24 protein-coding genes are annotated in these 24,830 nt (G+C 59.4%); 10 read left to right on the forward strand and 14 right to left on the reverse strand.

All coding sequences use genetic code 11. From position 1 onward, the window contains the following. Positions 1-18 precede the first annotated feature (18 nt). The 4 genes from rpsI to FY528_RS10440 all read left to right on the forward strand — a co-directional run bounded on the left by rpsI (position 19) and on the right by FY528_RS10440 (position 2,570). Positions 19-405 (forward strand): 30S ribosomal protein S9, encoded by a 387-nt coding sequence (gene rpsI / locus FY528_RS10425; RefSeq protein WP_149070943.1) that lies wholly within the window; start codon positions 19-21, stop codon positions 403-405. 21 nt (positions 406-426) lie between these two features. Continuing rightward, positions 427-1,194, forward strand: coding sequence for a 30S ribosomal protein S2 (rpsB, locus tag FY528_RS10430; RefSeq protein WP_149070944.1), 768 nt, complete (start codon positions 427-429; stop codon positions 1,192-1,194). A gap of 158 nt (positions 1,195-1,352) precedes the next feature. Next, on the forward strand, positions 1,353-2,189 hold the full coding sequence (gene tsf, locus FY528_RS10435) for a translation elongation factor Ts (RefSeq protein ID WP_149070945.1): 837 nt from the start codon (positions 1,353-1,355) through the stop codon (positions 2,187-2,189). Between the two features lie 69 nt (positions 2,190-2,258). Next, a complete protein-coding gene (locus tag FY528_RS10440; protein WP_149070946.1) occupies positions 2,259-2,570 on the forward strand; it encodes a hypothetical protein in 312 nt (103 codons plus the stop codon). 56 nt (positions 2,571-2,626) lie between these two features. Here FY528_RS10440 and FY528_RS10445 read toward each other — a convergent pair whose 3' ends face one another. From FY528_RS10445 to FY528_RS10465, 5 genes are read right to left on the reverse strand one after another with little or no spacing between them, the layout of a single operon-like run. After that, complete coding sequence (locus tag FY528_RS10445) at positions 2,627-2,887, reverse strand: hypothetical protein (RefSeq protein WP_149070947.1); 261 nt, start codon at positions 2,885-2,887, stop codon at positions 2,627-2,629. Positions 2,888-2,894: 7 nt separating this feature from the next. Then, positions 2,895-3,932, reverse strand: a complete 1,038-nt coding sequence (locus FY528_RS10450; protein WP_222931809.1) for a DUF3089 domain-containing protein — start codon at positions 3,930-3,932, stop codon at positions 2,895-2,897. Continuing rightward, on the reverse strand, positions 3,925-5,034 hold the full coding sequence (locus FY528_RS10455; RefSeq protein ID WP_149070949.1) for an SHOCT domain-containing protein: 1,110 nt from the start codon (positions 5,032-5,034) through the stop codon (positions 3,925-3,927). Before FY528_RS10455 ends, FY528_RS10450 begins: the two co-directional genes overlap by 8 nt. Positions 5,035-5,048: 14 nt before the next feature. Continuing rightward, on the reverse strand, positions 5,049-5,774 hold the full coding sequence (locus tag FY528_RS10460) for a hypothetical protein (RefSeq protein WP_149070950.1): 726 nt from the start codon (positions 5,772-5,774) through the stop codon (positions 5,049-5,051). Positions 5,775-5,826: 52 nt separating this feature from the next. After that, positions 5,827-6,072 (reverse strand): hypothetical protein, encoded by a 246-nt coding sequence (locus FY528_RS10465; RefSeq protein ID WP_149070951.1) that lies wholly within the window; start codon positions 6,070-6,072, stop codon positions 5,827-5,829. Between the two features lie 142 nt (positions 6,073-6,214). On the opposite strand from FY528_RS10465, the gene FY528_RS21240 reads away from it, so the two are divergent. Next, entirely contained in the window at positions 6,215-6,391 is a 177-nt protein-coding gene (locus tag FY528_RS21240; RefSeq protein WP_168681432.1) for a hypothetical protein, read from the forward strand. 84 nt (positions 6,392-6,475) lie between these two features. Here the strand turns inward: FY528_RS21240 and FY528_RS10470 are convergent, their stop codons facing one another. Together FY528_RS10470 and FY528_RS10475 are read right to left on the reverse strand one after the other, a co-directional pair. Continuing rightward, a complete protein-coding gene (locus FY528_RS10470; protein ID WP_262383967.1) occupies positions 6,476-7,498 on the reverse strand; it encodes a YeiH family protein in 1,023 nt (340 codons plus the stop codon). A gap of 93 nt (positions 7,499-7,591) precedes the next feature. After that, the gene (locus tag FY528_RS10475) at positions 7,592-8,506 is read right to left on the reverse strand and encodes a LysR substrate-binding domain-containing protein (RefSeq protein WP_149070952.1); all 915 of its coding nucleotides are present in this window, start codon (positions 8,504-8,506) and stop codon (positions 7,592-7,594) included. A 109-nt stretch (positions 8,507-8,615) separates the two neighbouring features. Between FY528_RS10475 and FY528_RS10480 the strand changes: the two genes are divergently transcribed. From FY528_RS10480 to FY528_RS10490, 3 genes are all read left to right on the forward strand, one after another. Continuing rightward, positions 8,616-10,670 (forward strand): S9 family peptidase, encoded by a 2,055-nt coding sequence (locus tag FY528_RS10480; RefSeq protein ID WP_149070953.1) that lies wholly within the window; start codon positions 8,616-8,618, stop codon positions 10,668-10,670. A 189-nt stretch (positions 10,671-10,859) separates the two neighbouring features. Further along, complete coding sequence (locus FY528_RS10485) at positions 10,860-11,414, forward strand: DUF3575 domain-containing protein (RefSeq protein WP_149070954.1); 555 nt, start codon at positions 10,860-10,862, stop codon at positions 11,412-11,414. A 167-nt stretch (positions 11,415-11,581) separates the two neighbouring features. Then, positions 11,582-14,137: an alpha-amylase family glycosyl hydrolase gene (locus FY528_RS10490; RefSeq protein WP_149070955.1), complete on the forward strand. Its 2,556-nt coding sequence runs from the start codon at positions 11,582-11,584 to the stop codon at positions 14,135-14,137. A 79-nt stretch (positions 14,138-14,216) separates the two neighbouring features. Here the strand turns inward: FY528_RS10490 and FY528_RS10495 are convergent, their stop codons facing one another. The 5 genes from FY528_RS10495 to FY528_RS10515 all read right to left on the reverse strand — a co-directional run bounded on the left by FY528_RS10495 (position 14,217) and on the right by FY528_RS10515 (position 20,516). Continuing rightward, a complete protein-coding gene (locus FY528_RS10495; RefSeq protein ID WP_149070956.1) occupies positions 14,217-16,349 on the reverse strand; it encodes an FUSC family membrane protein in 2,133 nt (710 codons plus the stop codon). A gap of 86 nt (positions 16,350-16,435) precedes the next feature. Continuing rightward, on the reverse strand, positions 16,436-16,801 hold the full coding sequence (locus tag FY528_RS10500) for a hypothetical protein (protein ID WP_149070957.1): 366 nt from the start codon (positions 16,799-16,801) through the stop codon (positions 16,436-16,438). Positions 16,802-17,110: 309 nt separating this feature from the next. Continuing rightward, positions 17,111-18,079, reverse strand: a complete 969-nt coding sequence (locus tag FY528_RS10505) for a bestrophin family protein (protein WP_149070958.1) — start codon at positions 18,077-18,079, stop codon at positions 17,111-17,113. Between the two features lie 94 nt (positions 18,080-18,173). Then, positions 18,174-20,003: a MutS-related protein gene (locus FY528_RS10510; protein ID WP_262383968.1), complete on the reverse strand. Its 1,830-nt coding sequence runs from the start codon at positions 20,001-20,003 to the stop codon at positions 18,174-18,176. Between the two features lie 78 nt (positions 20,004-20,081). Next, on the reverse strand, positions 20,082-20,516 hold the full coding sequence (locus FY528_RS10515; protein WP_149070959.1) for a RidA family protein: 435 nt from the start codon (positions 20,514-20,516) through the stop codon (positions 20,082-20,084). Between the two features lie 114 nt (positions 20,517-20,630). Between FY528_RS10515 and FY528_RS10520 the strand changes: the two genes are divergently transcribed. Continuing rightward, on the forward strand, positions 20,631-21,452 hold the full coding sequence (locus FY528_RS10520) for an energy transducer TonB (protein ID WP_149070960.1): 822 nt from the start codon (positions 20,631-20,633) through the stop codon (positions 21,450-21,452). Positions 21,453-21,476: 24 nt separating this feature from the next. After that, positions 21,477-23,033 carry a DNA integrity scanning protein DisA nucleotide-binding domain protein gene (locus FY528_RS10525; protein ID WP_149070961.1) on the forward strand — a complete coding sequence of 519 codons (1,557 nt, stop codon included), beginning with the start codon at positions 21,477-21,479 and terminating at the stop codon, positions 23,031-23,033. A gap of 21 nt (positions 23,034-23,054) precedes the next feature. On the opposite strand, the gene FY528_RS10530 is transcribed toward FY528_RS10525, so the two are convergent. After that, entirely contained in the window at positions 23,055-24,140 is a 1,086-nt protein-coding gene (locus tag FY528_RS10530) for a 3-oxoacyl-ACP synthase III family protein (RefSeq protein WP_149070962.1), read from the reverse strand. 166 nt (positions 24,141-24,306) lie between these two features. Beyond that, the gene (locus FY528_RS10535; protein ID WP_262383969.1) at positions 24,307-24,792 is read right to left on the reverse strand and encodes a PaaI family thioesterase; all 486 of its coding nucleotides are present in this window, start codon (positions 24,790-24,792) and stop codon (positions 24,307-24,309) included. Between the last annotated feature and the right edge of the window lie 38 nt (positions 24,793-24,830).

Here is a 24,830-nt window from a genome sequence, read left to right on the forward strand (position 1 = left end):
TCTTTAATTCTTCACTTAATGGAAATCTCCAACACCTCTGGTAGAAGAAAAACCTCGGTGGCCCGCATCTACATGCAGGCCGGGCAAGGGAATATCACTATCAACGGCCGGGAAATGAAAGCCTACTTTGGCAATGAACTCCTGGAAAACATCGTGAACCAGCCTTTGGCGACGGTTGAGCAGCTCAACCAGTACGACATTAAGGTGAACGTGCGCGGTGGTGGCATCTCGGCTCAGGCCGAAGCCATCCGTCTGGCCATCTCGAAAGCCCTCGTAGGCGACAACGCAGAGGCTCGCCCTGCTTTGAAGAAAGAAGGCTTCCTGACCCGCGACCCGCGCATGGTGGAACGCAAGAAATTCGGCAAGCGCAAGGCTCGTCGTTCGTTCCAGTTCTCGAAACGCTAATCTTCCAGAGGAACCCCTATCATGGCTCAGACCACCACGTATAAAGAACTGCTGGACGCCGGTGCCCACTTTGGTCACCTGACGCGTAAGTGGGACCCAAAAATGGCGCCGTACATCTTCATGGAGAAGAACGGCATCCACATCATTGACCTGAACAAAACCCTCGTTTCGCTCGAGCAGGCCGCCAACGCTATCCGCAACATCGCCAAGAGCGGTCGGAAGGTAATGTTTGTCGCCACCAAGAAGCAGGCGCAGGAGATTGTTTCGGACGAGGCTAAGCGCCTGAAAATGCCTTTCGTTACGGACCGTTGGCTGGGTGGCATGCTCACCAACTTTGCTACCGTACGCAAGTCGCTGAAGAAAATGAGCACCATCGACAAGATGGTGAAGGAAAACACGGCCTATGCAGCCCTTGCCAAGCGCGAGAAGCTGATGATGAGCCGCGAGCGGGAGAAGCTGGAGCGCGTACTCGGTGGCATTGCCGACCTGAGCCGCCTGCCCGCTGCCCTGTTCGTGGTAGACGTGAAGCGTGAGCACATTGCCGTGAAAGAAGCCCAAAAGCTGGGTATCCCGGTGTTTGCTATCTGCGACACGAACTCGAACCCCGAGCAAGTACAGTTCCCGATTCCGGCCAACGACGACGCCTCGAAGTCTATCCAGCTCATCGTGAGCGTGATGGGTAAGGCTATCGAAGAAGGTCTGTCGGAGCGCAAAGTCGACAAGGAAGATGCCGACAAGAAGCAGGCCGAAGAAGAAGGCATCCAGGAAAAACAGGCTGCCGACGAATAAGCTCTTTTCGTAGAAGCAAGAATTGAGAAGTTAGAGGTTAGAGTTTCGGGGAGTTAATTCACTTTTCAGACTCTGCCTCTAGCTTCTTCTTGCTTTTAATAGCCTGTTTGCTTTTTCCTTTAAGTTCTAAGCTCTCAACTCTAAGTTCTAACAATACAATGGCAGCAATTACCGCCGCAGACGTAAACAAGCTCCGCACGATGACCGGCGCGGGCATGATGGATTGCAAAAAAGCCCTGACCGAAGCCAATGGTGACTTCGAAGCTGCTCGCGACATCCTGCGTAAGCAGGGCCAGAAAATTGCCGACAAGCGCGCCGAGAACGAAACCTCCGAAGGCTTTGTAGCCGTGAGCGTAAGCGAAGATGGCACCAACGGCAAGCTGGTGGCTCTGGCCTGCGAAACGGAGTCGGTTGCGAAAGTGGCCGATTTCCGCAACCTGGTGCAGCGCGCTCTGGACACTGCTGTGCGCACCAACGCCGCGACCAAGGAAGAGTTGCTGGCTGCTAAGCAAGATGACGGCCTGAGCCTGCAGGAGCACATCACCGACCTGATGGGCAAAATTGGCGAGAAGCTGGACCTGACCTACGCTACCCTGACGGCTGAGAAAGTAGCTTCCTACATTCACTCCGATAGCAAGAAAGGCGTACTCGTAGGCCTGAAGAACGTAGGTGGTGCCGACACCGCCGCCGTTGGCCGCGACGTGGCGATGCAGATCGTAGCTATGAAGCCCGTAGCCGTTGACAAAGATGGAGTAGATGCTTCCATCACGGAGCGCGAAATTGAAATCGGCAAAGAGCAGGCGCGTGCCGAAGGCAAGCCTGAGGCGATGCTGGAGAAAATTGCCCAGGGCAAGCTCAACAAGTTCTACAAGGAAAATACCTTGCTGAACCAGGAGTTCGTGAAAGATAACTCCCTAACCATTGCTCAGCTGCTCGACAAAACGTCGAAAGGCATGACGGTGTCGGACTTCAAGCGCGTGGCTATTGGTGCCTAAGCTTTTGGTTTATTCCTAAGAAAAGCCCCGCCGGCATTGTGCTAGCGGGGCTTTTTCTATTTTTAATGGATGGATGAAAGCCGCAAGATTTTATTTCGCGAACTGCTGTACTGGGGAATGGCTGACATCAAGCTGGCTACCGCGTCGCAAGGATTGTCACTGAATCCTTGGAAAATCAGGCAACGCCGTCAGCGCATGAGGTTTGTGTATGAAGTAGCCCAATGGTTACACAACCTAGCGTTGTTTTCAGCACTTGATTTTGAGCGGTTCGATGAAGAACGATTCTGGCTCGACTACAGGCAGTTTCAGCGCAAATATCCTTCGGAGAAGTATCCAGCTATGTTTAATCAAACAGTAGAAGAACTTTTAGCCAAGCAATAAAGCTATTACTGCTTCTCACGCCCGCACTCTCGCTATGGCGAGGCTCTATCATGATTTTACTCTACGATATCGTCGGTGCAGAACTCGCGTCCTACCTGTTCATCAAAAGCTTGAATAAGCGCTTCAAGAACTTGGAGTGGAATATCTGATGAAATAAAGACAGCCATTGAAATCTGCCTAAGCTTATCGTCCCGAAAGATTTCGGCTACGTGTGTCTGGCTTGGTATTTCCCACAGTTCACAGCCAATGCCAAAGCGAGTCGAAAAGTCACTTGCTACCACGATTTCATACTCCTGTCCATTTATTGCAAAAATCATAGGGGCTTCACTTTTGCCGCTGCTCCCACGCTTGCACCCGTGCTACGGCATTGCGGCGCACACTCTGGTAGAACATGCCGTAGTCGACGATGTGGAAGGAGTGGCGCAGCTCGGCGTGGCCAGGGAGCAGAAAGCGCACGTAGCCGCCGGGCTTGGGCGGATGTACCCACAGAATACCATCGTGGATTTTAGCATCTACAGCGGCCGTATCGAGGCGGTCGAAGCCGTAGGGCACGCTGCCCCGGTTGAGGGAAGCAGGAGCAGCAGCGGTATCCGTAGTCCAGGTAAGCGGGTTGACGACGGCCGAACCCACGTAGGGCGGGTACTCCTTGCCCCAGGAAGCGGCATTCCAGCTCACGTAGCAGCCAGTAGCCAACGAATCGGGGCAGGGCTGCAGGGTCTGGTATTCCTTGGGGTTCACAGAGAATCCCACCAGGTAAGCCGCTACCAGCTGACGGCGCAGTTTGGGGTCGTTATCGAAAAACTCTTTCAGCAGGCGCCGGGCGTGGAAACTGCCCTGGCTATGGCCCGCCAGGATGATGGGACGTCCCTGGTTGTAGTTTGCCAGATAGTACTGAAAAGCTTTTTTTACGTCCTGGTACGCCAGCTCCTGGGCGTTGCGGGCGTTGGCCGTACTGTCGAAAAACGAGAACAGGGCCGCCTGCCGGTACCGGGGCGCGTAGATGCGGCCGGCCGCATTGAACACACTAGCCTGGGTGCGGATGCTGAACTGGTCGGTAAACTTATTGAGGACCTTATCGGCCAGGTCGCCGTTCCAGCTTTTAGGTTGGATAAGCGTGGTGAGGTGCAGAAAAAACACGTCGGCCGGGGCCGTGGCCTGCTGGTCGCGGAAAGCGGTGTGGGCCGGGTGAGCGTCGGCCGAGTCGCGCATGGTGGGCAGGGCGGCCCAGCTTCCGGGCCGGCTGTAGTCGGGTGCGGCGGGCACGGTAGCCGTGAAGGTTTGCTTGGGCCGGATAACGTTGATGCTGCATCCGGCCAGCACTGCTGCCAGCAGTAAGCTCAGCCCCGCTCCCCTCTTACTCACTGAATACATTTTCCAACAGCCGCTCCTGACGCAGGTAAGTAATCTTGAAGTTCTTATCGAGGCGCACGCGCACCTGCGCCGTGGTTTGCTGGTGCTGCTGCTTGGACTGCCGGAAAGCCCGGCTTTTCTCGCGGTAAGTAATCATGCGAGAGCCATCCTCCGTTACGGGCCCTACCTGCAGGCTACCGGGCTCGATGGTAGTTTCGGCCTCCGTGAATTCGGGGAAGTGCGACTTCGCCAGCTCTTCGTTGATAGCGGCGGGCGTGGTGTTCTGTTGGGTGTAGAACCGCTCAACCTGCGGGGCAAAGTGGGTAGCCGCGTCGAAGGGGGCGGCTTTCAGGTCTTCGTAGTAAGCCGTTAGAGCACTCTGCACCTGACTCCGCACGGCGTTGTCGTCGGCTGAGGCGGGAGCGGCGGTGGGTGTCGTTTCAGTAGCGGCGGGAGCAGGTGCGGAGGCGGCTGAATCGACGGGAGCAGCCGGAGGCAGTACTGGGGCTACGCGCACGGTTTCCGGCGCGGCAGCAGGGTCCAATACGATCTGCTCGGTCTGCGGACCTTCTTCGGGCTGTACAGCCAGGGAATCAGCGGCCGTCATGGTGGTGCTGCTCAGCCGCTCGGAGTCCCGGTTGCCAATGGCCAGATAGGCTATCAGTCCCAGCAACGCCACGATGCCGCCGATAATCAAGATCAGCATGAGTGGATTGCGCGGGGCGGGCGCGGGTTCTTCGTACACTGCTTCGGCTGGTTCGGGAGGCGGAGGGCTGGCCAGGAAGTCAGGCTGCCGGGAAGGCGACTCGTCGGGCCGGCCAATTTCCGTGGGGTGGGTGAAAAACTCGGCCGGTGTGGCGCGCACGGGCGGCACTTCGGCCACGGGTGGGACTGGAGTGGGCGGGCTTTCCACATAAGTGGGCAAGCCGGGGTCTTCAATGGGGCCGGGCACGACGTGCTCCTCATGCGGTGCCGCCGCTGGGGGGGTGGTTTGCGCTTCGCTGAACAGCAGCTTGCGCTTTAGCGTGTCGAATTCCTGGGGGGTGATAGTGCCCGCATCCAGCCATTCCTTGAGCTGGCGCAGGGTATCGAGCGGCGAAGAGTCCTGGGGCATAAAGCGGGGCGCGGTTATTTACGGTCGAGGGCGGAAAGACGGTCTTTACGGCGCTGCAACAGGGCTTTGCGCACTTCCAGCAGGCGGGCGTTTTCGATGAGCTTCACCGAGTCCTGCCGGGCTTTCAGCGTGTTTTCAACGTTCTGCTTTTTTAGGGCTTCGATGCGGGCCAGGTTGCTGGCGGTGTTGGCCTGCATGTTTTTGATGTCCTTATTCAGGTCTTCTTTTTCCTTTTCGCTGTCCTTGAGGTGCTTTTCGGCTTGCTCAATCTGCTCCTTATAGGCTTTAAGGCGGGCAGCCGTAGCAAACGACTGCACCATGTTGCGCAAGGCCGCGTACTCGGAGGCTGTGTTATCGGGGTGCAGGAAAGTATCCGGCCCCAGCGCCGCCCACACCGACAGTTCGGTGGTAGAATCCGTTGGGGACGTGACGTTGGAATAAAGGTCCAGCAGCTTGCCCGATACGCTCGACACTTGGGTTTGCTTGGCTTCCATTACGTCTTTTTTGCCCACGCCCAGCACACCGCCGCCTTTTAGCTTGATGTTATAGGTATCCTTCAGCCAGCTCTGCCAGAAGTCCCGCGTCCACTGCGCGGTACCATCTACTTGTACTTTCACGGCTTCCCGCTCCTTTTTCTCAAACTTGACGGTGCCAGGGCGCACCTCATACAGCTGCGCGGAAGCAGTGCGGCTCCAGCTTAGGCTTAGGAGCAGCAAACACAGAAAACCAAGGTGTTTCATAGAACAAGTCGAAGGAAAATAACCGGAAGAAGGCAAGTTGAGCAGGCTGCTATCAAAGTCCTTGCCGGTCGAAAGCAGCCTGCAAGTCTTCGCGCATAAGGGCAAACCGCTGGACGGCGGCCTCAATAAATTCGTCGTCGAGCAGGGCGTACACATCGGCCTCACTGGTTATGTCTAGCTCACTCACCTTGTAGGTTTGCTCCAGCGCCCCTTTTTCCAGCTTAATCAGGTATTTCCCATTCCAGGAGAATAGCGTGATTTTGACGTTGGGATGCGGAATATCGGCAAGCTGGCGCATGGGCTGAAATCTAGGCGAACTACGAGGTGCGAAGATAACCACCCCGGCGCAACCGCGGCTACCTCCACTATAACACCGCTCCTTTAGCTGCGTACAAGTTTCTATCCCTGCGGGGACTATTGTTCACGTAACTACTACGCACATGCCACAAGGAGATAAATCGGCGTACACCGACAAGCAGAAGCGGCAGGCCGAACACATTGAAGAAAGCTACGAAAAGCGCGGCGTTTCGGAAGAAGAAGCCGAAAAGCGCGCCTGGGCTACCGTCAATAAGCAAGACGGTGGCGGCAAGAAGAGTGGATCGGGGCGGAAAAACTAAGCTCCTCCTTCCTGTATACATACGTAAGGGCCCTACTTTATTCGTAGGGCCCTTCTTTGTGCTTTACTTGAAGGCAATAACCGGCTAAACTGAGTGCAGAATCACCCAGAGGGAAACGCCGGAAACGACCACCCAAAGCAATACCCCTTGCACCAAAGGCCGCACCCCCACGGAGCGCAGTACCCCGGCCGACAAGCCAGCCCCGATCAGGAACAGCGTGAGCGTGAGGCCCAGTTTGGCAACCAGCACGGCCACCGGCGCCAGCCCTTGCAGCACTGGCACGTAGGTATTGAGCAGCATGGCCCCAACAAAGCCCAGAATAAACCAAGGCAGCTTTACCTGCGCGCCGGGGGTTTTAAACAGTAGGGCGGTACCCAGCGCCACAGGAATTATCCAGAGGGCGCGGGCCAACTTTACGGTAGTGGCAATGCGCAGGGCTTCGTCGCCGTACTGGCTGGCGGCGCCTACCACTGAACTGGTGTCGTGAATGGCAATGGCGGCCCACAGGCCGAACTGGTGCTGGCTGAGGCCGAGGGCATGCCCAACGACCGGAAAAAGAAACAGGGCCAGCGCATTCAGCATAAACACCGTGCCCAGCGCCACCGACATCTGCCCTTCCTCAGCCCGCATTACGGGGCCTACTGCGGCAATAGCACTACCCCCGCAGATAGCAGTGCCGCTGGCAATGAGGTGGGCCGTGCGCCGGTCGATACCCAGCCACCGGCCTACCAGCCACCCCAGCAGCAAGGTGCCGAAGATGGATGCCGCCGAAAAAATGAATCCTTCGCGCCCGGCTTGCATAGCCTGTTGGGCATTGAGCCCAAAGCCCAGCCCGATAACCGACCATTGCAACAATGGCGCTGTAAACCGTTTGCTCTGGGCTGCGAAGGGGTTTCCGACCAGCAAGGCTACCAGCAGCCCTAGCGCCAGCGCCAGTGGCGGGGAGCCCCAGGGCGACAAGCATACACCCACAGCCGAGCCAAACACTAGTTGACGCCCCGTAACCGTAATCCGCGCCTCCCACAGTGGCCGCGCCATGCTGACATGCAGCTGGCTAAGCAGAGCCGAGAGCAGATGACGGGAAGATAGATGGGCTTTGGCGGGCATACACAGGGGACGCTTTGTTCCCACAAACCTACGGCAACCCGCCGCGCCACGATAATCAAAAATGATTATCACCAATTACCTGAAGTTATAACACTACCCCTCCTCGACTGGCACCGTCAGTATAGTAGTAGCATAGCGCAGAAAGCGCTGTGCCTGCGTGGACAGCGGCTGCCCCTGCACCCACACCGACTCAAACCGCCGGGTGAGGCGCACCCCAGCAATAGGCACTACCTCCAGCAGGCCAGCCCGAAACTCCTTACTCAACGCCCGCTGCGATACAAACCCCAGGCATTCAGGGGCGGCTTCCAGGTAGGACTTAATGGCTTCGGTGTTGTCCAGGTAGAACGCCACGGTAAAGTCGGTGAGCTTTATTCCCTGTTCGCGCAGGGCAAACTCCAATACTTCCAGCGTGCCTGAGCCCCGCTCCCGTAGCACCAACGGGTGAGTCAGCAGATCGGTGAGGGCTACGGGCCGGCTGGGTGGGCCGGCTGGGGTGGCGCGGCGCACGGGCAGCAGCTCATCTTCCAGCAGCAGCTCGTAGTGCAGGTCCCGGGTGTGCGTCTGTCCTTCCACGAAGGCTAAGTCGATATGGCCATGCAGGAGGGCTTCGGCAATCTGCTCGGAGTTGCCGTTGAGCAAGGTGAGTTGCACGTGCGGGTAGCGGCGCTGGAAGCCCGGCAGAATGGGCGGCAGCACGTACTGGGCCAGCGTGGTGCTGGCGCCCAGGCGCAACCGGCCGGCGGCTTCATCGTGCAGGGTGTAGAGCTGGTCGGTGAGCTGCTGGTGCAGGGCTTCTACCTCATCGGCGTGGCGCAGCAGGATGCGGCCAGCTTCGGTGAGGGTGACGCGCCCAGCCCGCCGCTCAAACAGGCGCTGCCCGTAGCTGCGCTCCAGCTCCCGGATGTGCTTGGTAACGGCAGGCTGGCTGATGTACAACTCTTGCGCAGCCTTGGTAAAATTGAGCGACCGAGCAACGGTCTGAAAAACGCGCAAACGGAAATCGGGCATGGCTGCAAGGTAAGCGCCGGCTGGCTATGTTGCGCCGCCCAAAGCCGGGCTGAGGGCAGCGCGTGCATTCTTTTTCTACCTTTCCGACCCATCCTTTCCACCCCTCTCCATGAATAAGCTTTTTCTGGCGGCGCTGGCGGCCTTGCCACTTACCAGCGTTGCTCAATCCACTCTTTACACCCCCGAACTTCTCTGGAAGCTGGGCCGCCTGGGCGAAATGCAGGTGTCGCCCGACAACAAAACAGTAGCCTATACCGTGACGCGCTACTCCCTGGCCGACAACAAAGGCAACACCGATATCTGGGTGGTGCCGGTGGTCGGGGGCGCAGCCCGGCAGCTGACGGCCACGCCTACCTCGGAAAGCACGCTCAACTGGCGCCCCGACGGCAAGCTCACGTTCCTTTCCTCCGAAAGCGGCACCGACCAGCTATACGTAATGAATGCCGATGGCTCCGGCAAACGGCTCCTCAGCCAGTTTGGGAATGAAGGCGTCAGCAACCTGAAGTACGCGCCCACCGGCAAATTCATTCTGTATACCCAGGATGTGAAAACCGGCCAAACGGTGCAGGAGCTGTTCCCGGATCTGCCCAAGGCCGATGCTAAGCTCATTGATGACTTAAATTACCGCCACTGGAACGTATGGGATGACCAGAAAGCCTCCCACGTATTCTTTCAGCCCGTAGGAGACGACGGCAAACCCACCGGCTACGGCAAGGACGTCATGGCCGGCGAGAAATTCGACTCCCCCCTTCAACCCCTGGGCGGAGCCGAGCAGCTCACGTTCTCCCCCGACGGTTACCGCCTGGCCTACACCTCGCGTAAACTCACGGGCAAGGCTGAGGCCGAAAGCACCAATTCCGATATCTACCTCTACGATATCCGCACAGGCCAAACCCAGAATCTGAGTGCGGGCCTAGGCGGCTACGACACCGAACCCGTCTTCTCCCCGGATGGCTCCCGGCTGGCGTGGCTGAGCATGGCAACGCCGGGCTTCGAGGCCGACCGCAACGGCATCCGGATCTACGACTTCAAGACCAAGAAGCACGAGGATATTACAGTGGGCTCGGAGCTGTCGGCGGCCAACGTGCGCTGGAGCCCCGATGGCAAAACACTGTACTTTGTGAGTGTGCTGGAAGGTACCGAGCAGCTATTTGCCGTGGCCAGCAAGGGCGGCAAGGTGAAGCAGCTCACCAAGGGCGCCCAGAACTACAACGCCTTTGAGCTGGCCGGCAACGCCGTGGCCATTGCTAATAAAACCACTCAGGCCCAGCCCGCCGACCTGGTGCGCATCGACCTCAAAACCGGGCGCGAAACGGCTCTTACCCACATCAACGAGCAGGAGCTGGCGGGCGTAAAAACCGGTAAAACGGAAGCCCGCTGGGTGAAAACCACCGACGGCAAGCAGATGCAGGTCTACATCATCTACCCACCCGATTTCGACCCCGCGAAAAAATACCCGACGCTGCTGTACTGCCAGGGCGGCCCCCAGAGCCCCATCACGCAAAGCTTCTCCTACCGCTGGAACTTCCAGCTGATGGCAGCCAACGGATATATTGTGGTGGCGCCCAACCGCCGTGGTTTGCCGGGCTTCGGCACGGAGTGGAACAACAGCATCTCGGGGGACTGGGGCGGGCAGCCCATCCGCGACTACCTTTCCGCCATTGATGCCGTGAGTGCCGAGCCCTACGTGGATAAGGCGCGGCTGGGCTGCGTAGGTGCCAGCTACGGGGGCTACTCCGTGTATTTCCTGGCAGGTAAGCACGAAGGCCGCTTCAAGACCTTTATTGCGCATTGCGGCCTCTACAACCTCACCAGCTGGTACCCCTCCACGGAAGAAATGTTTTTCGCCAAGCAGGACATTGGGGCCGCACCTTGGGAAACGCCCCTCCACAAAAGCTACACGGACTTTAACCCACAACAGTTTGCCAAAAACTGGGACACGCCCCTATTAGTCATCCACGGCGGTAAGGACTTTCGGGTGCCCGAGGGGCAAGGCATGGAAGCCTTTGGTACGGCGCAGCTGCGCGGTATTCCCAGCCGCTTCCTGTATTTCCCTAACGAAGGTCACTGGATCAGCAAGCCCCAGAACTCCGTGCTTTGGAACCGCGTGTTTTTCGAGTGGCTAGCCCGCACGCTCCGGCCCGATGTACCGGCGGCGAAGTAAGCTAATCCGTAGCTGTACTATCCTCCCCCTGTTATAGCTTGCTACTGAGCTTGCTAACCGAAAAAAGTTAGCTAGTACCCGTAACATATTCATGTGATAAGCCTTGGGACAGACAAAAACTGTGCATAACGTTGTACCGACAAAAAGGTTTAAAGTTTTTTTTCTACCCTATCTGTATTCTTGTATTCCATGAAGAAAGTACTACTGAGCCTGGCCGTGTTGCTGGGCGCAGCCTCTGCGGCATCGGCTCAGAGCAATGCAATTAAAGTCAATCTGTTCAGCCCCCTCGTCAAAACTGGCTCGTTCTTCTACGAGCGCAAAGTAAGTGACACGCAGTCGGCCCAGCTCGGCTTCTTCTTTACTTCCTATTCGCCCGGCGACACCAAATTCTCGGGCTTTGGCTTGACGCCGGAGTATCGTTTCTACCTGTCGGGCGAGGCCCTGGATGGCTTCTACGTAGGGCCGTACCTGCGCTACCAGAGCTTCTCGCTCACCAACACCTACGAGGATAACACGGGTAATAAGGAAGAAGACAAAGCAACCCTGAGCACGTTTGGCGGCGGTATTGCCGTAGGCCGTCAGTGGGCCTTCAAAAAGCGTATCACCCTGGACCCCTTCCTGGGTTTGGGCTACAACGCCGGCTCACTGGATGTAGAATCGGGCGAGGAGGATGACTTCGACGTGAACAGCGCCTTCGACGGCTTTGGTCTGCGCGTGGGTCTTACCTTGGGCGTGGCTTTCTAGCCATCAACTACTTTCGTGAAAAAGCCCCGCTGGGATTTCAGCGGGGCTTTTTTGCGTCTTCACTGGTTCAGCTTGAGTCATTCCCTATCCGGTTCTTTTCAGGCGCTGTAACAGCCGGCACGCCCGGCTGTCGTATCTTGTTTGTCCCTTTGCCTTCTTACCTGCTTATGAAACACCTGTTACTCCTCCTGGCCCTGGCCGGAACTGCCCTGTCGACCCAGGCTGCTCAGCTCACCTTCCGGGTGGATATGAGCCAGCAAACCGTAGCGGCCGCCGGCGTGCACGTGGCTGGCACCTTCCAGTCGAAGGCCGGGTACGGTGCCGACTGGAACCCGGGTACCACCGCCCTCACCGACCCCGATGGGGATAAGGTGTACGAAGTGACAGTGGAAGTGCCCGCCGGAACTTACCGGTACAAGTTTATCAATGGCGCCGGCTGGGATGGGGCCGAGCCCGTGCCCGCCAGCTGCGGCCAGGATGATGGCGGCGGCAACCTCAACCGCCAGGTTACCATCGGTACCTCCGCCCTGCGTTTGCCGGCCATTGCCTTTAACGGTTGCGCTACCCTGCTGAGCTTTTCCGTAAACATGAAGGGCCAGACCGTGGCGCCCGGGGGCGTGCACGTGGCCGGTAACTTTCAGGCGCTGGCCGGATACGGCGCCGATTGGGACCCGGCTACCACGGCGCTGCAGGATGATAACGGAGACGGAATCTACGAGGTAACCGTGGCCCTGCCGGCTTCTGGTCGGTTTGAGTACAAGTTCATCAATGGCACCAGCTGGACCGGAGTGGAGGCCGTACCCGCGGCCTGTGGCACTGGCTCCGACCTGAACCGCACCGTCGACGCAACGGCTGAGGTGAATACCACGGGCACGCTGTGCTTTAGCTCCTGCGAAGCCTGCGGCAGCACGCCCACGCAGTACACCACGCATTGGTGGAATGATGCCGTGTTCTACGAAGTCTTTGTGCGCAGCTTCTACGACAGCAACGGCGACGGCAAGGGCGACTTCAAAGGCCTTACCGCCAAACTCGACTACCTCAACGACGGCAACCCCAACACCACTTCCGACCTGGGCATTACGGGCATCTGGCTGATGCCCATGATGGAGTCGCCGAGCTACCACGGCTATGATGTGACCAACTACAAAGCCACCGAGCCCGACTACGGGACCATGGCCGAGTTTGAGGAGTTCCTGGCCGCCGCCCACGCCCGCGGCATCAAGGTTATCATCGACCTGGTGCTGAACCACTCCTCCCGGGAGCATCCGTGGTTTACGCAGGCCGCCGCCAGCGCCACCAGCCCCTACCGCGACTGGTACCGGTGGTCGGCCACTAACCCCGGCTACCAGGGCCCGTGGGGCCAGACGGTGTGGCACCCCCGCAACAGCGCCTACTACTACGGCTTATTCTGGGACGGCATGCCCGATCTGAACTGGAGCAACGCAGAACTGAAAACGGCCATGTGGGATGCGTCACGCTTCTGGCTCAACAAAGGCGTGGATGGCTACCGCCTTGATGCTGTGAAGTACCTCGACGAAGATGGCCAGCAGATGGAAGACACGCCCGAAACGTTTGGCCTGCTCGAGGAATTTCATGATGTGGTCAAAGAAGCCAACCCCGACGCCTTTACGGTGGGCGAAGCATGGTCGAGCACCCGGGCGGTGGTCCCGTATGTGGTAAACGACCGGCTGGACGCCTGCTTTGAGTTTGACTTGTCCTCGGCCATCCTCAATGGCCTGAACACGGGCAGCGCCGCAACGCTGAAAACCCAGCTGCAGCTCATCGACCAAAGCTACCCCAAGCTGCAGTACGCCACCTTCCTTTCCAACCACGACCAGGAACGGGTGCTTGAAACGCTGCGCGGGGATATGCCCCGCATGAAGCAGGCCGCAGCCCTTTACCTCACCATGCCGGGCGTACCCTTTCTGTACTACGGCGAAGAGGTAGGCATGCTGGGCACCGGGGTCGATGAAAACAAGCGCAAGCCCATGCAATGGACGGCGGGCAGCAACGGCGGTTTTACCACGGGCAGCCCCTGGCGCGGCCTGAACAGCAACTACGCCCAGTACAACGTAGCCACCATGCAGGCTGATGCCACCTCCCTGCTCAGCCACTACAAGCAACTTATTGGCTTGCGCAACACGCACGAAACGCTGCGCAAAGGCTACATTCTGCCCACAACCACCTCCGCTACCAGCCTGCTGGGCTACGTGCGGGTGTATGAGCAGGAAGCAGTGCTGGTGCTGGCCAACCTTGGCAGCACCGCCTTAGCTAAGCCCAAGGTTTCCATGGCGGTTTCCTCCCTGCCCGCGGGCACCTATGCCGTTACCGACCTGTACTCCGGGCAGGCTGCCGGCAGCGTCACGCTCGATGCCCAGGGTGGTTTTGCGGATTGGTCAGCCAGCTTAGCTTCGTTGGGCGCCAATCAAACCTGGATTCTGCGTATTGCCGCCCAAACTACGACGGGCACGAAAAGGCAAAGCAAGTCAGTAGCCCTGCACCTGTACCCAAACCCGGCCGCCGCCACGGTGCAGCTGGAAGTTGCTGCCGGTACGCAGCATCAGTTGCAGGTGTATGACCTCAGCGGCCGCCATGTGCTCACTACCACCTTTACGGGTCGGCAACATGTCCTCGACACCCGCGCCTGGAGTAATGGCACCTATTTTTTGCGGGTAACCTCTGGCAAACAAGTAGCTGTGCAGCGACTGGTGGTAGCCCACTAAACGCCAGGCCAACGTTCTTTGAGCCGAACAAGCGCTACTTCCCATGCGGGAGTAGCGCTTATTTTTTTCGTTAGGCCACTTAAGCCAAAACAGCTTCCGTCACCTTGCCAATATCACTGCTCACCTTCCGGATGAACTCCAGCTGCTCCTGCAACTGACTGTCGGGGCTGGTGGTAGTGGCCCCAGGCAGCGGGGCGGGTTCGGCCGGGGTACGGTCAGGCTCGGTGGGGTCGAGGCGGCGCAGGCTGCGGTGCACGGCCTGCTGCGCCTGGCGCACGGAGCGCAAACTAGCAGCGGAGAGCAGTGGCCGCGTTTCGCCGGTAAGAATGGCTGAGGTGATGGACGCCACGTTGGACGACAGAATGTGGTTCAGCACCACAAACTCATGCACTTCCGTAGGCCGGTGCTGCTTGCCGTTCGGCTCCGACATCATGCGCTGAAAGGCGGCGGCGAGGTTGGCCGAGCTGACGTACACTTCCTTTCGGGCCAGTTTATACTCAACAATGGCTACGGGCGCGCCCACCAAACTCTCGGCCAGAGTATGCAGGTAATGCCCATTGGCCCGCAGAACGGATTTCATGTAGTCGTGCAACTGGTCTGACTCCCAGCGAGGGAAAAGCAGGTAGCTGGCCAAAAAAGCAATCAGGCAGCCGACGACTGTATCCAGCACACGCTCTTCTACTACCTGCAGGTAAGGCAGCCCCACAAAGCTGAAAAGAATCAGCACCAGGGGCGTCATGAAGGTGACGGCCACAATGTAGTTGCTGCGCGTGAAGCTGAAAGCCACCAGCATACAGCCTGCCAGCAGGGCAATCAGCACGAGCTTATCGGATATCAGCCACAGCAGTAGGGCGCCAAAAACGCCGCCCACGAGCGTGCCCAGCACGCGCTGCACGTTGCGCTGCTTGGTGAGGCTAAAGGCGGGCTTGAGCATGTAGGTAATGGTCATCAGAATCCAGTAGCTATGATGACCGGGGAGAACCAGCTTGGCTACCACAAAGCCCACCAGGCAGGCCAGCATCATGCGGATAGCGTGGCGAAATACTCCGGAGTTGAGCGTAAGCTGGTCGCGGAGCTGCTCCAGGTCGAAGCTCTGGTGCGCCACGAAGCGGCCGAACTCCAGCTCGCGCCGGGCCGGAGCCGGCGCGTTGGCATCGAAATAGGCCAGAATATCCTGCAGGCGCTGGGTAAGGTTGCGCAGGTTCACCAGAATCTTCTTCAGCACCAGGGTATTGCCCACCTGTCCGGCGGCCTCCAGCGCATCAATGCGGCTTTTGAGCTGCTCCAAGGCCGGGGTGAGCGGAGCTTTGGCGGTATAGCCGTGGTTGGCCTGGATAGCAAACCCGATGCTTTCCAGCTCGGCGGCCAACTGCTCCACTATGCCGGCAATAGTATCCAGCACGCCCGTCGCTTCAAACCGTTGGTGCAGGGCGGCATAGTCGTAGTACGTGGCCGTGATGTGCTCATAGAGGTCCACCACATCCACGAACGTGAGCACCAGCCGGCGCCCCGTCCCCGTCGACTCTTTCATCATCTGGCGGGTTTTGAACAGCAGCTCACGCACGGCATCCTGCTTTTCATTTACCGTCACCTGCTGAGCTACGAGGCGGCGGTAGTCCTGGTCCAGGCTGGTACCCGTGCGGTAGAATTCCGCTTTCAGCCGCAGAAAATCGGCCACGGCCCTGATGCATTCCCCTAAGGCCTGCTGGGCGGGTCGGTAGGGCCGAACGGTGTACGTGAGCAGGCTTACGACCAGGTACCAGGCCCCGCCCAGCGTGACCAAGCCAGCATATTCCAGCAGCTGGGGCAGGGCAAGCTGCCGGTCCATCATCAGAATAAGCAGCAGCAGTCCGGCCGTACCTACCGAGGCAGCGCGGTTGCCATACACCAGAAACAGCGTAAAAACGAAGCTCAGCACCCCTACCTCCAGGCCCAGCAGCCACAGATGGGGCGCGGCCAGGCCGGTGAGCAGGGCAACCAGGGGCAGCAAGCCCAAGCCCACCAGCATGCCATTACGCTTATGCACCACCGGGCCGGGGCTATCAATAATGCTGATGCACAAGGCGCCCAACGAGAGCGTCAGCCCTGCCTCCAACTGCCCCCACCAGCCCATCCAGAGCCCCGGCACCAGCACCGAAAGGGTGGTGCGCAGACCATCGGAAAAGTCCTGACTGGAAAAAAAGTAACGAACCGAGCGGGTAGAAGCAAGCATAGAAGGTGGTGGTCAGTTCTTCGTTGTCAGTTGTTAGTCGTTGGTTCCTTAACAACGAACAACTAACAACGAACAACGAACAACTACTACGAGGCCTGCCGCTGCACCGCCTGCTGCTGGCAGTAGTGCTCGGCATCCAGCAGCGTATCGACGATGGGTGGGTGCAGCACCGGGACCAATGCCTCCAGCTCCAGCCGCACTTCCGGGCACAGGTGGCATAGCACCAGGCTCATACCATGCTTTTGCAGCTTATGGTAGTAAAAGGTGAGCAGCTCGGCTGCATCCGGCGGCAGGTGGGTGAGGTGGCCGCAGTCTATCCAAACACTGGACTTGCCGCTGCGGGCGGCCCGGCGTAGCGCCCAGTCCAGCGCGCCATCGTGGGGGGCAGCTGGCACTTCATCGGCGAGAATCAGCAAATAGCTTTCCGGGAGAATTTCGCGGTAAACTTCCATGTGGGTGGGATATGAGAGGAGGCAGGGACGGCGCGCAGCGGGGGCAGCAGCACCATAGAGCGGCAGGTAGTTCTCCGTCGAAACGGCATAGTTGAAAGGCGGCGCAGGCAGGCAAACCCGCAGCTCCTACCCTTCTGGTATTCTTGTTCTTGCGTACAAGCCAAGCAACTAACGCCCAGAACAAGCAGAAGCGGTGCGCGCTTATACGAAAGCCTGCCTGAGATGGTGACAGGGTTGATATACTTTTTATCCTACCTCACGGTCTTAACCCTATTCCCCAAGGGAAGCATTGCCTGCTCCCCGCTGTGCTTAGTACAGGATGTCGTTTATGGGCTCCAGCTTGGCGGGAATGGTAGTTTCGCCCAGCATTTCGCGCAGGTCTATTTCAATACTGCGGCACAGGGCTGTCATAGGCACGTCGTTCATCTGGTTTTCAAACGGATTTTCACTGGTATGGCCTACCACCTCAATGGTATTGAACACCCAGGAAACCAGTACGGCGAAGGGCACCGTCAGCCAGATATGGTCGGGGCCCATGCGGGCAAATTCCCCGATTAGCCCCAGGGGCAGCAGCGCGGAAAACAGCCAGACAAATACGTAGCTGAAAAACGCATACTGGCGGGGAAAGGGCGTGTTCTTGATTCGCTCACAGCCGCCTTGCAAGGTGTAAAGCTGTTCCAGGGTATCCATCATGGCCACATGCTGGAAGTCGTTGAGCAAGCCGCGCTTTTCCCGCAGAATGCGCAAATCGGCGGCCTGCGCGCGCAGCAGGTGAGCCGACGGGTTCTGGAAGCGGCGAATCCGCTCCGACTCCTCCGGCTGCAGGAAGGGTGCTACCTGCTCATCCCAGAGCTCGGGCTGGCGGCGCAGCTGCAGGCGCAGGGCATTGCACCAGGCCAGGTGGCGGTACACCAGACAGCGGTGGCGGTCGGTGAGCTCGGCGGCACTGGCTGCCGGGGCGTCCACGTTGGGCGCATCCACCACGGAGGTCACAAATTCCAGCGCCTGAATGGCCCAGGTGCGGCTGGCATTCACGATGCCGCCCCAGATCTGCCGCCCTTCCCAGAATCGGTCGTAGGAGCCGTTGTTTTTAAAGCCGATGTAGAAGGATACGGCAATGCCCAGGGTGGCAACGGGCTGCCACGGAATAGCCAGCGAGTGGAAGTTCAACGGCCCGTAGATGATGCATACCAGCAGGGAGTAGGCCGTAAAGATCAACAGCGTTTGCCAGGCCCCCTTCCAGATAAGGCGCCAGCGCAGGTTATTGCGGATATACACAGAAAAGAAATGAATGAGTGCGGAGGCTGTACGTACGCAGCTGAACAGTGGTTAGCCGCGTACGCTTAACCACTGTTCAGCTTCCTGCCTGTACCTACACCTCGATGCCCATCAGGCGCATCAGCTGGCTGGCGTTGAAGGAGGCGCACACACCGGGCGTGAGCCGGTAGTCGAACAGCAGCTGCTCAGCCTCAAAAGTGCTGTTGAAGCTGTAGTTGGTCACAAACCCGGGTAATTCGTCGGCCAGGGCGCCTAGCTCCAGGTCGTGGGTGCTGATGAGGCCGCTGGCCGGCAGGCGGTGCAGCTGGTGGATGAGGGCCCGGGCCCCGCGGTGCCGGTCCCGCGAGTTGGTGCCCTTCAGGATTTCGTCGAGCAGGAAGAACACGGGCTGGCCGTCCTGCGTCAGCTCCAGCAGCAGCCGCAGTCGTTTCAGCTCAGCGTAGAAGGAGGAAGTACTTTCGGCCAGGTTATCCTGGGTGCGCATGGCCGTGTACACCTGAGCCGGGCTTACGCGCAGCTGGCGGGCGCAGGCAGCTGCTCCGGCCAGGGCCAGCACCATGTTCAGCCCTACCGTGCGCAGAAACGTGGTTTTCCCCGACATATTCGAGCCCGTCACCACGCCCGTACGGCCCGCTCCCACCGTGCTGAATGTGTTGGTAATGCGCTGCTGCGCGAAAATCAGCGGATGCCCCAGGTCCTCCGCCGTAAACTCCAGGGCCTCGGAGCTTATTTCCGGCACTACGTAGGTTGGGTTTGCCAACTGAAAGGCTGCCAGGCTTACCAAGGCTTCGGTTTCGGCTACTGCATCGAGCACTGCTCCCAGCCGGCTGCCCAAGCGGCGTTTCCAGCCCTCCAGGCGCCACATCCAGAAAAAGTCCCAGAAGAGCAGGTTGTTGGCAAAAAACGCGGCTAAGGTGCTCTGCCGCATGGAAAAATACTCCACAATGGTGGCGAGCTGCCCAACCTGCCGGGAAGCGGGCTGCCCGGCATCGGCCAGCAGCACCTGGCGCAGCTCCTGCAGGCGGGGTGAGCTTACGTCCCGGGTTTCGAGGAGTACCAGCTGGTCACGGTAGGCACGCAGCACATCGTGCATTTGCTCACTGTGGTCGAAATAGGCATCACGCGCACCACGGTAGCGGTGGTTGATGGCACCCATCAGCAGCAGAAACGGCGCTACTACCAGGAACGGCTGCCCGCTCAGCCACAGGCCCACGCTGGCCAGCGCCAGGGGCGTCAGCACAAACAGCAATGCTTTCAGCCAAACCTTGTCGGCAAAAAAATCCACCTCCAGCAGCCAAGCGGTAAAGCGGTGTGGGTTTTCGGCTTGGTAGGGGAAATGCCGGGCCCGGGCCTGCCACTCGTGTTGCCAGGCAGCATCGGGGGCCAGTTCGGCGGCGGCCTGCTGCCGGGCTATTATAGTGGCCGGAGCAGCAGCCTGCTGCAGCCAGTTGGCCAACCGGTCCTGGCCCAGGCGTGAGGTAGCTCTACTCAACAGCTGAAAAACCGACTGTGGACCAAATACGTCCAGATCAGCCGTGTAGGGGTGGCCCGGGTCGGCGTAGCGCTGCCCACCCTCAAACTGGGTGAGCTTGCCGGCCAGGCGGTCCAGCTCTTCTTGGTTTATCCGCCCCAACAGCTGGTAGTGGGTCCGCTGGTAGCCCAGGCGGCTGTGCCAGCGCAGCACCAGCACAAACACCAGGTAGGCCGCCAGCAGCACCCCAAACCCGGCCAGCCACTGATAATCTTTGAGGAGCACATAGGTCCCCAACGCCCCGACCACGAAAACCGCTACCCGCAGCCAGGCTACGGCTTGGTGCCGACTGGCATAATGCTGCTCCTGGCGGGCATGCTCCGGTAAATTCGCCGCAAACAGCTCGGCGGGGCTTACAGACAGGGAACGAAAGGCGGAGGTTTCGAGGGGCACGGCAGCAGAGTTCGGGGAAAGGGCGAAGGTACGCGCCGTTTGCTTCCGGCCTTCCTTACCATTGTCGTGGGGCCAGGGCTAGCCAGCCACGGCGGCTATGCATTTGAGCTCAATGGCAATGGGGGTGGGCAGACAGTTTACCTCCACGGTGGTACGGCAGGGCTGGCTGCTGGCGAAGTACTCGGCGTAGAGGCGGTTGTACGTGGCGAAGTCGTCGCGCATGTTGGTCAGAAACACGGTCACGTCTACCAGGTCTTCCCAGCGCGCCCCGGCTTCTTCGAGGATGTAGTGCACATTCTGGAACACGGCGTGGCACTGGCTTTCGAAGTCGTAGCGCAGAATTCGGCCCTGCTCATCCAGCTCCACGCCGGGTACGGCCTGCTGGCCGCGCTGGCGCGGCCCCACCCCCGACAGAAAAAGCAGGTTGCCCACCCGGCGGGCATGCGGGTACAAACCAACCGGCTCGGGGGCCCGGCCGGAGTGGTGAGCCGTGGAAGTTTCCTCAGTTTTCATAAGGTCAAATCTATCGAAATTCGACTCTTTGCGTAGCGCCTGAACCCAAGGCCGGGGTTGCGCCGTTGAGAAAGCAACATTGCCCACGCCTTTTTCAGCTTTATCGTTCTCGTTATGAAACAGTTGCTTGTATTCTTCACCTTACTGATGAGCCTGCTAGGTGCCGGAACAACTTCGGTTCAGGCGCAGAAGAAGTTGAAATATCCCAAACCCGACGAAGATAAAATCTACGAAGCCGCGGCCCAGCCCGCCACGCCCGTAGGGGGGATGGAGGCGTTTGCGCAATACCTGGCCGACAAGCAGAACTACCCTACGGCGGCTTTGCAGCGCGGCACCCAGGGCACGGTGGTGGTTACGTTTGTCATTGAAAAGTCAGGGGCGGTTTCCCACGTGGAGCCCCAGCAGCCCCTCGACCCCGACCTCGACCAGGAAGCCGTGCGCGTTATCAAGGAAGGCCCGAAGTGGACGCCCGCCCTGAACCGGGGCGAGAAAGTGCGGATGCGCATGAACATTCCCATCACCTTCCAGATTCCAGCCGACCAGGCGGCTTCTCCCGCTTCCCCAGCCACAACGGCCGTGTCAGCGGCTCCGGCCTTACCCCCAACTCCGGCCGCTACCACTACGCCCACCGTCATCAAGCCCGACCAGCCCGCCCGCCCGGCAGGGGGCACCGACGCTTTTTTTGCCTGGATTCAGCAAAACCTGAAATATCCGGCCCAGGCCAAGCAGCGAAAGGTAGAAGGTCGGGTTATTGTGGAGTTCATCATTCAAAAAGACGGCTCCCTGACCGATATCAAGCCGGTGAAGCGCCTGGGTTCCGGCTGCGACGAAGAAGCCGTACGTCTGATTCAGTCGGCCCCGAAATGGCTGCCGGCCACTTATCAGGGACAACCGATAAAGCAAAAGATGGTGCTGCCGGTTGTATTTCAATTGTAGTTTCTCTGCCTCGTTTCCTGCTGCATGCTGGCTCCTCTCCCCTTACTTAGTGCCCCGCCCGTTCAACCCCTTTTGCCCGAGCCGGCGGTAGGCCCCCTGGCCATGTGGCCCCACCAGGCCCGCTTCCGGCAGGCAGCCCAGCAAAGCGCGCAAAGCATTTTCGATGCCCTCGACGATGAGCTCAACCCCACGGTGTTGCTGCTGGGCATTCCGGCCACGCCCGAGGGCGCAGGTGGCCCCCTCATTCGCCTGGAGCCCGACGGGGCCCTGCTGCACAGTGAGCGGTTTATGGCCGTGCGCGAGCGGGGCCGGGCCTTGCAGCAACAGGAGCCCTGGCCTTTTCAGGGCTACGAGGTGGTATCCGAGTGGTTTGAGCAGTGGCGGCAGGAGGCCGTGGCCCTGCGCCGGGCCGTGCAGGAGGTATTCGACGCCGATACCTCCGCGGCCAAGCGGGTAAGCTTCGTGGGCCTGCCGGTGCTGGTGCACAACCACTTCGTGCTCACAGTGCTACAGCTCAACACCAAGGTACTGCGTCGCTACGCTTCCCTGGAGCCCCTGCGCTTTTACACCGATGGCCGCCCCTTGGCTACCTCGCTGCTGCAGTCAGTGGTGATGCGCTTTCACGAGGAATGCTGGAAGGCCCTGAACGAAACGGAGCCGGGTCTGAGCCTCTTCATGCGGCCGCGCGACACGGAGGAGGTTATCCGGGCGGCCGGGCGGCTGTTTATGGATACGCCCGCTCAGGACCTGGGTCTTGACCCGACCGACGCCAAGCTGTTTGCCACCTGCACCACCATTTCCTCCCTGCGCTACGAAGGCGCCGAGGGCGTAGGCAAGCTGCTGTTGGCCCGCCGCCACCATCCCAACCTGGAAGAGGTATTTGCCCTCACCTGCCCTACCCCGCTCACCGACTACCGTGCCGTGCGCAAGCTCCTGGAAATGACCACGCCCGACGTGAGCCTGCTGGCCGACGGGGAGAATGTGTATGCCCTGGGCCGCATCGTGGGCCATTACGATGCCGCCCGCGAAGACTTGTTTATCATCAACTTCGTGAAGCACTACATCTGGGAGTTTCAGCACGACGGGCAGGTGCTTATGCGCGCCAACTATGGCCAGCCCAGCCTGCCGCGCACCCGCCTGAACCGCACCCACTTCCGCCGCGACCTGCGCCGCACCTTTAACCTCACCGACAGCACCAAAGTAGAGCGCCTCTGGGATGTGGTGCTGGAAGCCAGCCGCCAGAAGCATGGTACCCTACTCGTCATTACCACCGAAGCCCTGGCCGAAGCCGACCGCCTCAAGCTGCAGTGCACACTGATTGAGCCCGTGCCGCTTACGCCCCTCATCACCCGCCTCATCACCGCCATCGACGGGGCCGTACTCCTCGACCCCGACGGCTACTGCTACTCTATCGGCGTCATTCTCGATGGTAAAGCCACTGGTCGCGGGACCAGCACTCGTGGGGCCCGCTACAACTCCGCCATTCGCTACGTAGAAAGCTCCCCTTACCCTTGCCTGGCCGTAGTGGTCAGCGAAGATGGCCTGGTAGATGTCATTACCAAGGAGAGTCTCGGGGATTAGGAACTAACCGGGCGGCGTGGTCTACTGCTCCACCCGGTACACCACGGCATTGATGTTCATGCCCGCTCCCACGGAGGCAAAGACGATGAGCGAGCCGGGCGTAATCGTCTGCTCGGGAAGCTCGCCACGCAGCAGCAGGTCCATCAGCGTGGGCAGCGTGGCTACCGAAGAGTTGCCCAGCCAGGAAATGGTCATGGGCATCACGCCAGCCGGAATTTCGCTTAGATTGTAGAGGCTATACAAACGCTTCAGGATGGCGTCGTCCATCTTGCCATTGGCCTGATGGATGAGCACCTTGCTCACCTCGGTGAGGGGCACGCCGGCTTTTTCCAGACACGCTTTAATAGCCTGTGGCACCGTCTTCAGCGCGTACTCGTAGAGCTTGCGGCCATCCATTTTCAGGAACAGGTCGGCGGCGGGGTAGTCGGGATTGCAGGAGCTACCCATGCGCAGCAGGTGTGCAAACTGGTCGGTATCGGAGCGGGTGCCGTGCGCCAGAATACCGACGGGCTCGGCGCTTTCACGCGCTTCCAGGATGATGGCCCCGGCCCCATCGGCGTAGAGCATGCTGTCCCGGTCGTGGGGGTCGCACACCCGCGACAGGGTTTCGGTGCCGATAACCATAATCCGGCGGGCGTCGCCGGAGCGCAGGTAGTAATCGGCCTGAATGACGCCCTGCAGCCAGCCCGGGCACCCGAAAGGCAGGTCGTAGGCCACAGTATACGGGTTTTTAATACCCAGTTTGGCCTTGATGCGGGCGGCCAGGGTAGGCACCATATCCGTGCGCTTGTTACCCTCGGCGACGTCCCCAAAGTTGTGCGCCACGATGATGTAATCGAGCGTTTCCCCATCAATACCGGAATTGGCCAGGGTGGCCTGCGCGGCCAGGAACCCAATATCCGAGGCGGTTTGATCGGCCGTTACGTACCGCCGCTCCCGTATCTCGGTTATCTGCTCAAACTTCTCGGTGATTTCCGGGCCTGGCTTATTTAAGCGGCTCCCGCTGGCATCAAAGAATTCGGTAGCGACAAAGTGCGCGTTGCTAACGATGCGGGTGGGCAGATAACTCCCCGTGGCCGTGATAACGGAATACAGTTTCGTGCTCATTGCGCGTGCGCTGTGACGTGGTTCTTCAGAGGTAGCAAACTCAGGAGCCGCTATTCTATTTGGGCTAATAATCCGGGTTCAGTTAGCCCCGCCTGCTGCATGGGGCTGCTACCGTAGCGGCGCAAGGTCGTGAAATAAACCACTAGCTCAACAAGAATTTGGGGCCTCAGGCTTTTTTTGCCCGGAACGACCACGTGATGCGAAAGGTGGCTACCACATCCCCGGCTTCGTCGGTGCCCGTGCTGGTGCATACCACCGTGCGCCCTTCCCCCGTTTCGCGGCTCTCGGCAATGGCCTCGGCAATGCGGGCGCCATCGGGGCTGCGAAACGAAATAAGGCCCACTGCTTTCTTGCTGAACCCGGCCTCCAACCCCACCACCAGCATCGATACCGGCCCGGCAGCGGCCTGAATGTGCTGCATGGCCAGCACGCCGCTGGCCATTTCGGCCGCCATGCTCAGGCAAGCAAAATAAATGCTGCGAAATGGATTTTTGGTGAGGTATTTAAATGGGACGGTCACCGTGGCTTCTTCGGCCGTGAGGCTGGTTACGCGCAGGCCGGCCAAATAGGCCATGGGCAGACTGCGCAGCATGAAGAGGCGCAGCTTGGTGGGGTTCAGAATGTTCTGGCGGAAGGCAGCGGCTTTATCCATAGAGCAGCAAAGTACAAAAAGTTCGGCATGCCGAGTAT

It is taken from the genome of Hymenobacter lutimineralis, from assembly GCF_008271285.1.
Lineage (GTDB): Bacteria > Bacteroidota > Bacteroidia > Cytophagales > Hymenobacteraceae > Hymenobacter > Hymenobacter lutimineralis.

What these genes read in the sequence shown, in the direction of transcription:
- rpsI (WP_149070943.1), top strand. Translation starts at nt 19, where the DNA reads ATGGAAATCTCCAACACCTCTGGTAGAAGAAAAACCTCGGTGGCCCGC.
- rpsB (WP_149070944.1), top strand. Translation starts at nt 427, where the DNA reads ATGGCTCAGACCACCACGTATAAAGAACTGCTGGACGCCGGTGCCCAC.
- tsf (WP_149070945.1), top strand. Translation starts at nt 1,353, where the DNA reads ATGGCAGCAATTACCGCCGCAGACGTAAACAAGCTCCGCACGATGACC.
- FY528_RS10440 (WP_149070946.1), top strand. Translation starts at nt 2,259, where the DNA reads ATGGATGAAAGCCGCAAGATTTTATTTCGCGAACTGCTGTACTGGGGA.
- FY528_RS10445 (WP_149070947.1), bottom strand. Translation starts at nt 2,887, where the DNA reads ATGATTTTTGCAATAAATGGACAGGAGTATGAAATCGTGGTAGCAAGT.
- FY528_RS10455 (WP_149070949.1), bottom strand. Translation starts at nt 5,034, where the DNA reads ATGCCCCAGGACTCTTCGCCGCTCGATACCCTGCGCCAGCTCAAGGAA.
- FY528_RS10460 (WP_149070950.1), bottom strand. Translation starts at nt 5,774, where the DNA reads ATGAAACACCTTGGTTTTCTGTGTTTGCTGCTCCTAAGCCTAAGCTGG.
- FY528_RS10465 (WP_149070951.1), bottom strand. Translation starts at nt 6,072, where the DNA reads ATGCGCCAGCTTGCCGATATTCCGCATCCCAACGTCAAAATCACGCTA.
- FY528_RS21240 (WP_168681432.1), top strand. Translation starts at nt 6,215, where the DNA reads ATGCCACAAGGAGATAAATCGGCGTACACCGACAAGCAGAAGCGGCAG.
- FY528_RS10470 (WP_262383967.1), bottom strand. Translation starts at nt 7,498, where the DNA reads ATGCCCGCCAAAGCCCATCTATCTTCCCGTCATCTGCTCTCGGCTCTG.
- FY528_RS10475 (WP_149070952.1), bottom strand. Translation starts at nt 8,506, where the DNA reads ATGCCCGATTTCCGTTTGCGCGTTTTTCAGACCGTTGCTCGGTCGCTC.
- FY528_RS10480 (WP_149070953.1), top strand. Translation starts at nt 8,616, where the DNA reads ATGAATAAGCTTTTTCTGGCGGCGCTGGCGGCCTTGCCACTTACCAGC.
- FY528_RS10485 (WP_149070954.1), top strand. Translation starts at nt 10,860, where the DNA reads ATGAAGAAAGTACTACTGAGCCTGGCCGTGTTGCTGGGCGCAGCCTCT.
- FY528_RS10490 (WP_149070955.1), top strand. Translation starts at nt 11,582, where the DNA reads ATGAAACACCTGTTACTCCTCCTGGCCCTGGCCGGAACTGCCCTGTCG.
- FY528_RS10495 (WP_149070956.1), bottom strand. Translation starts at nt 16,349, where the DNA reads ATGCTTGCTTCTACCCGCTCGGTTCGTTACTTTTTTTCCAGTCAGGAC.
- FY528_RS10500 (WP_149070957.1), bottom strand. Translation starts at nt 16,801, where the DNA reads ATGGAAGTTTACCGCGAAATTCTCCCGGAAAGCTATTTGCTGATTCTC.
- FY528_RS10515 (WP_149070959.1), bottom strand. Translation starts at nt 20,516, where the DNA reads ATGAAAACTGAGGAAACTTCCACGGCTCACCACTCCGGCCGGGCCCCC.
- FY528_RS10520 (WP_149070960.1), top strand. Translation starts at nt 20,631, where the DNA reads ATGAAACAGTTGCTTGTATTCTTCACCTTACTGATGAGCCTGCTAGGT.
- FY528_RS10525 (WP_149070961.1), top strand. Translation starts at nt 21,477, where the DNA reads ATGCTGGCTCCTCTCCCCTTACTTAGTGCCCCGCCCGTTCAACCCCTT.
- FY528_RS10530 (WP_149070962.1), bottom strand. Translation starts at nt 24,140, where the DNA reads ATGAGCACGAAACTGTATTCCGTTATCACGGCCACGGGGAGTTATCTG.
- FY528_RS10535 (WP_262383969.1), bottom strand. Translation starts at nt 24,792, where the DNA reads ATGGATAAAGCCGCTGCCTTCCGCCAGAACATTCTGAACCCCACCAAG.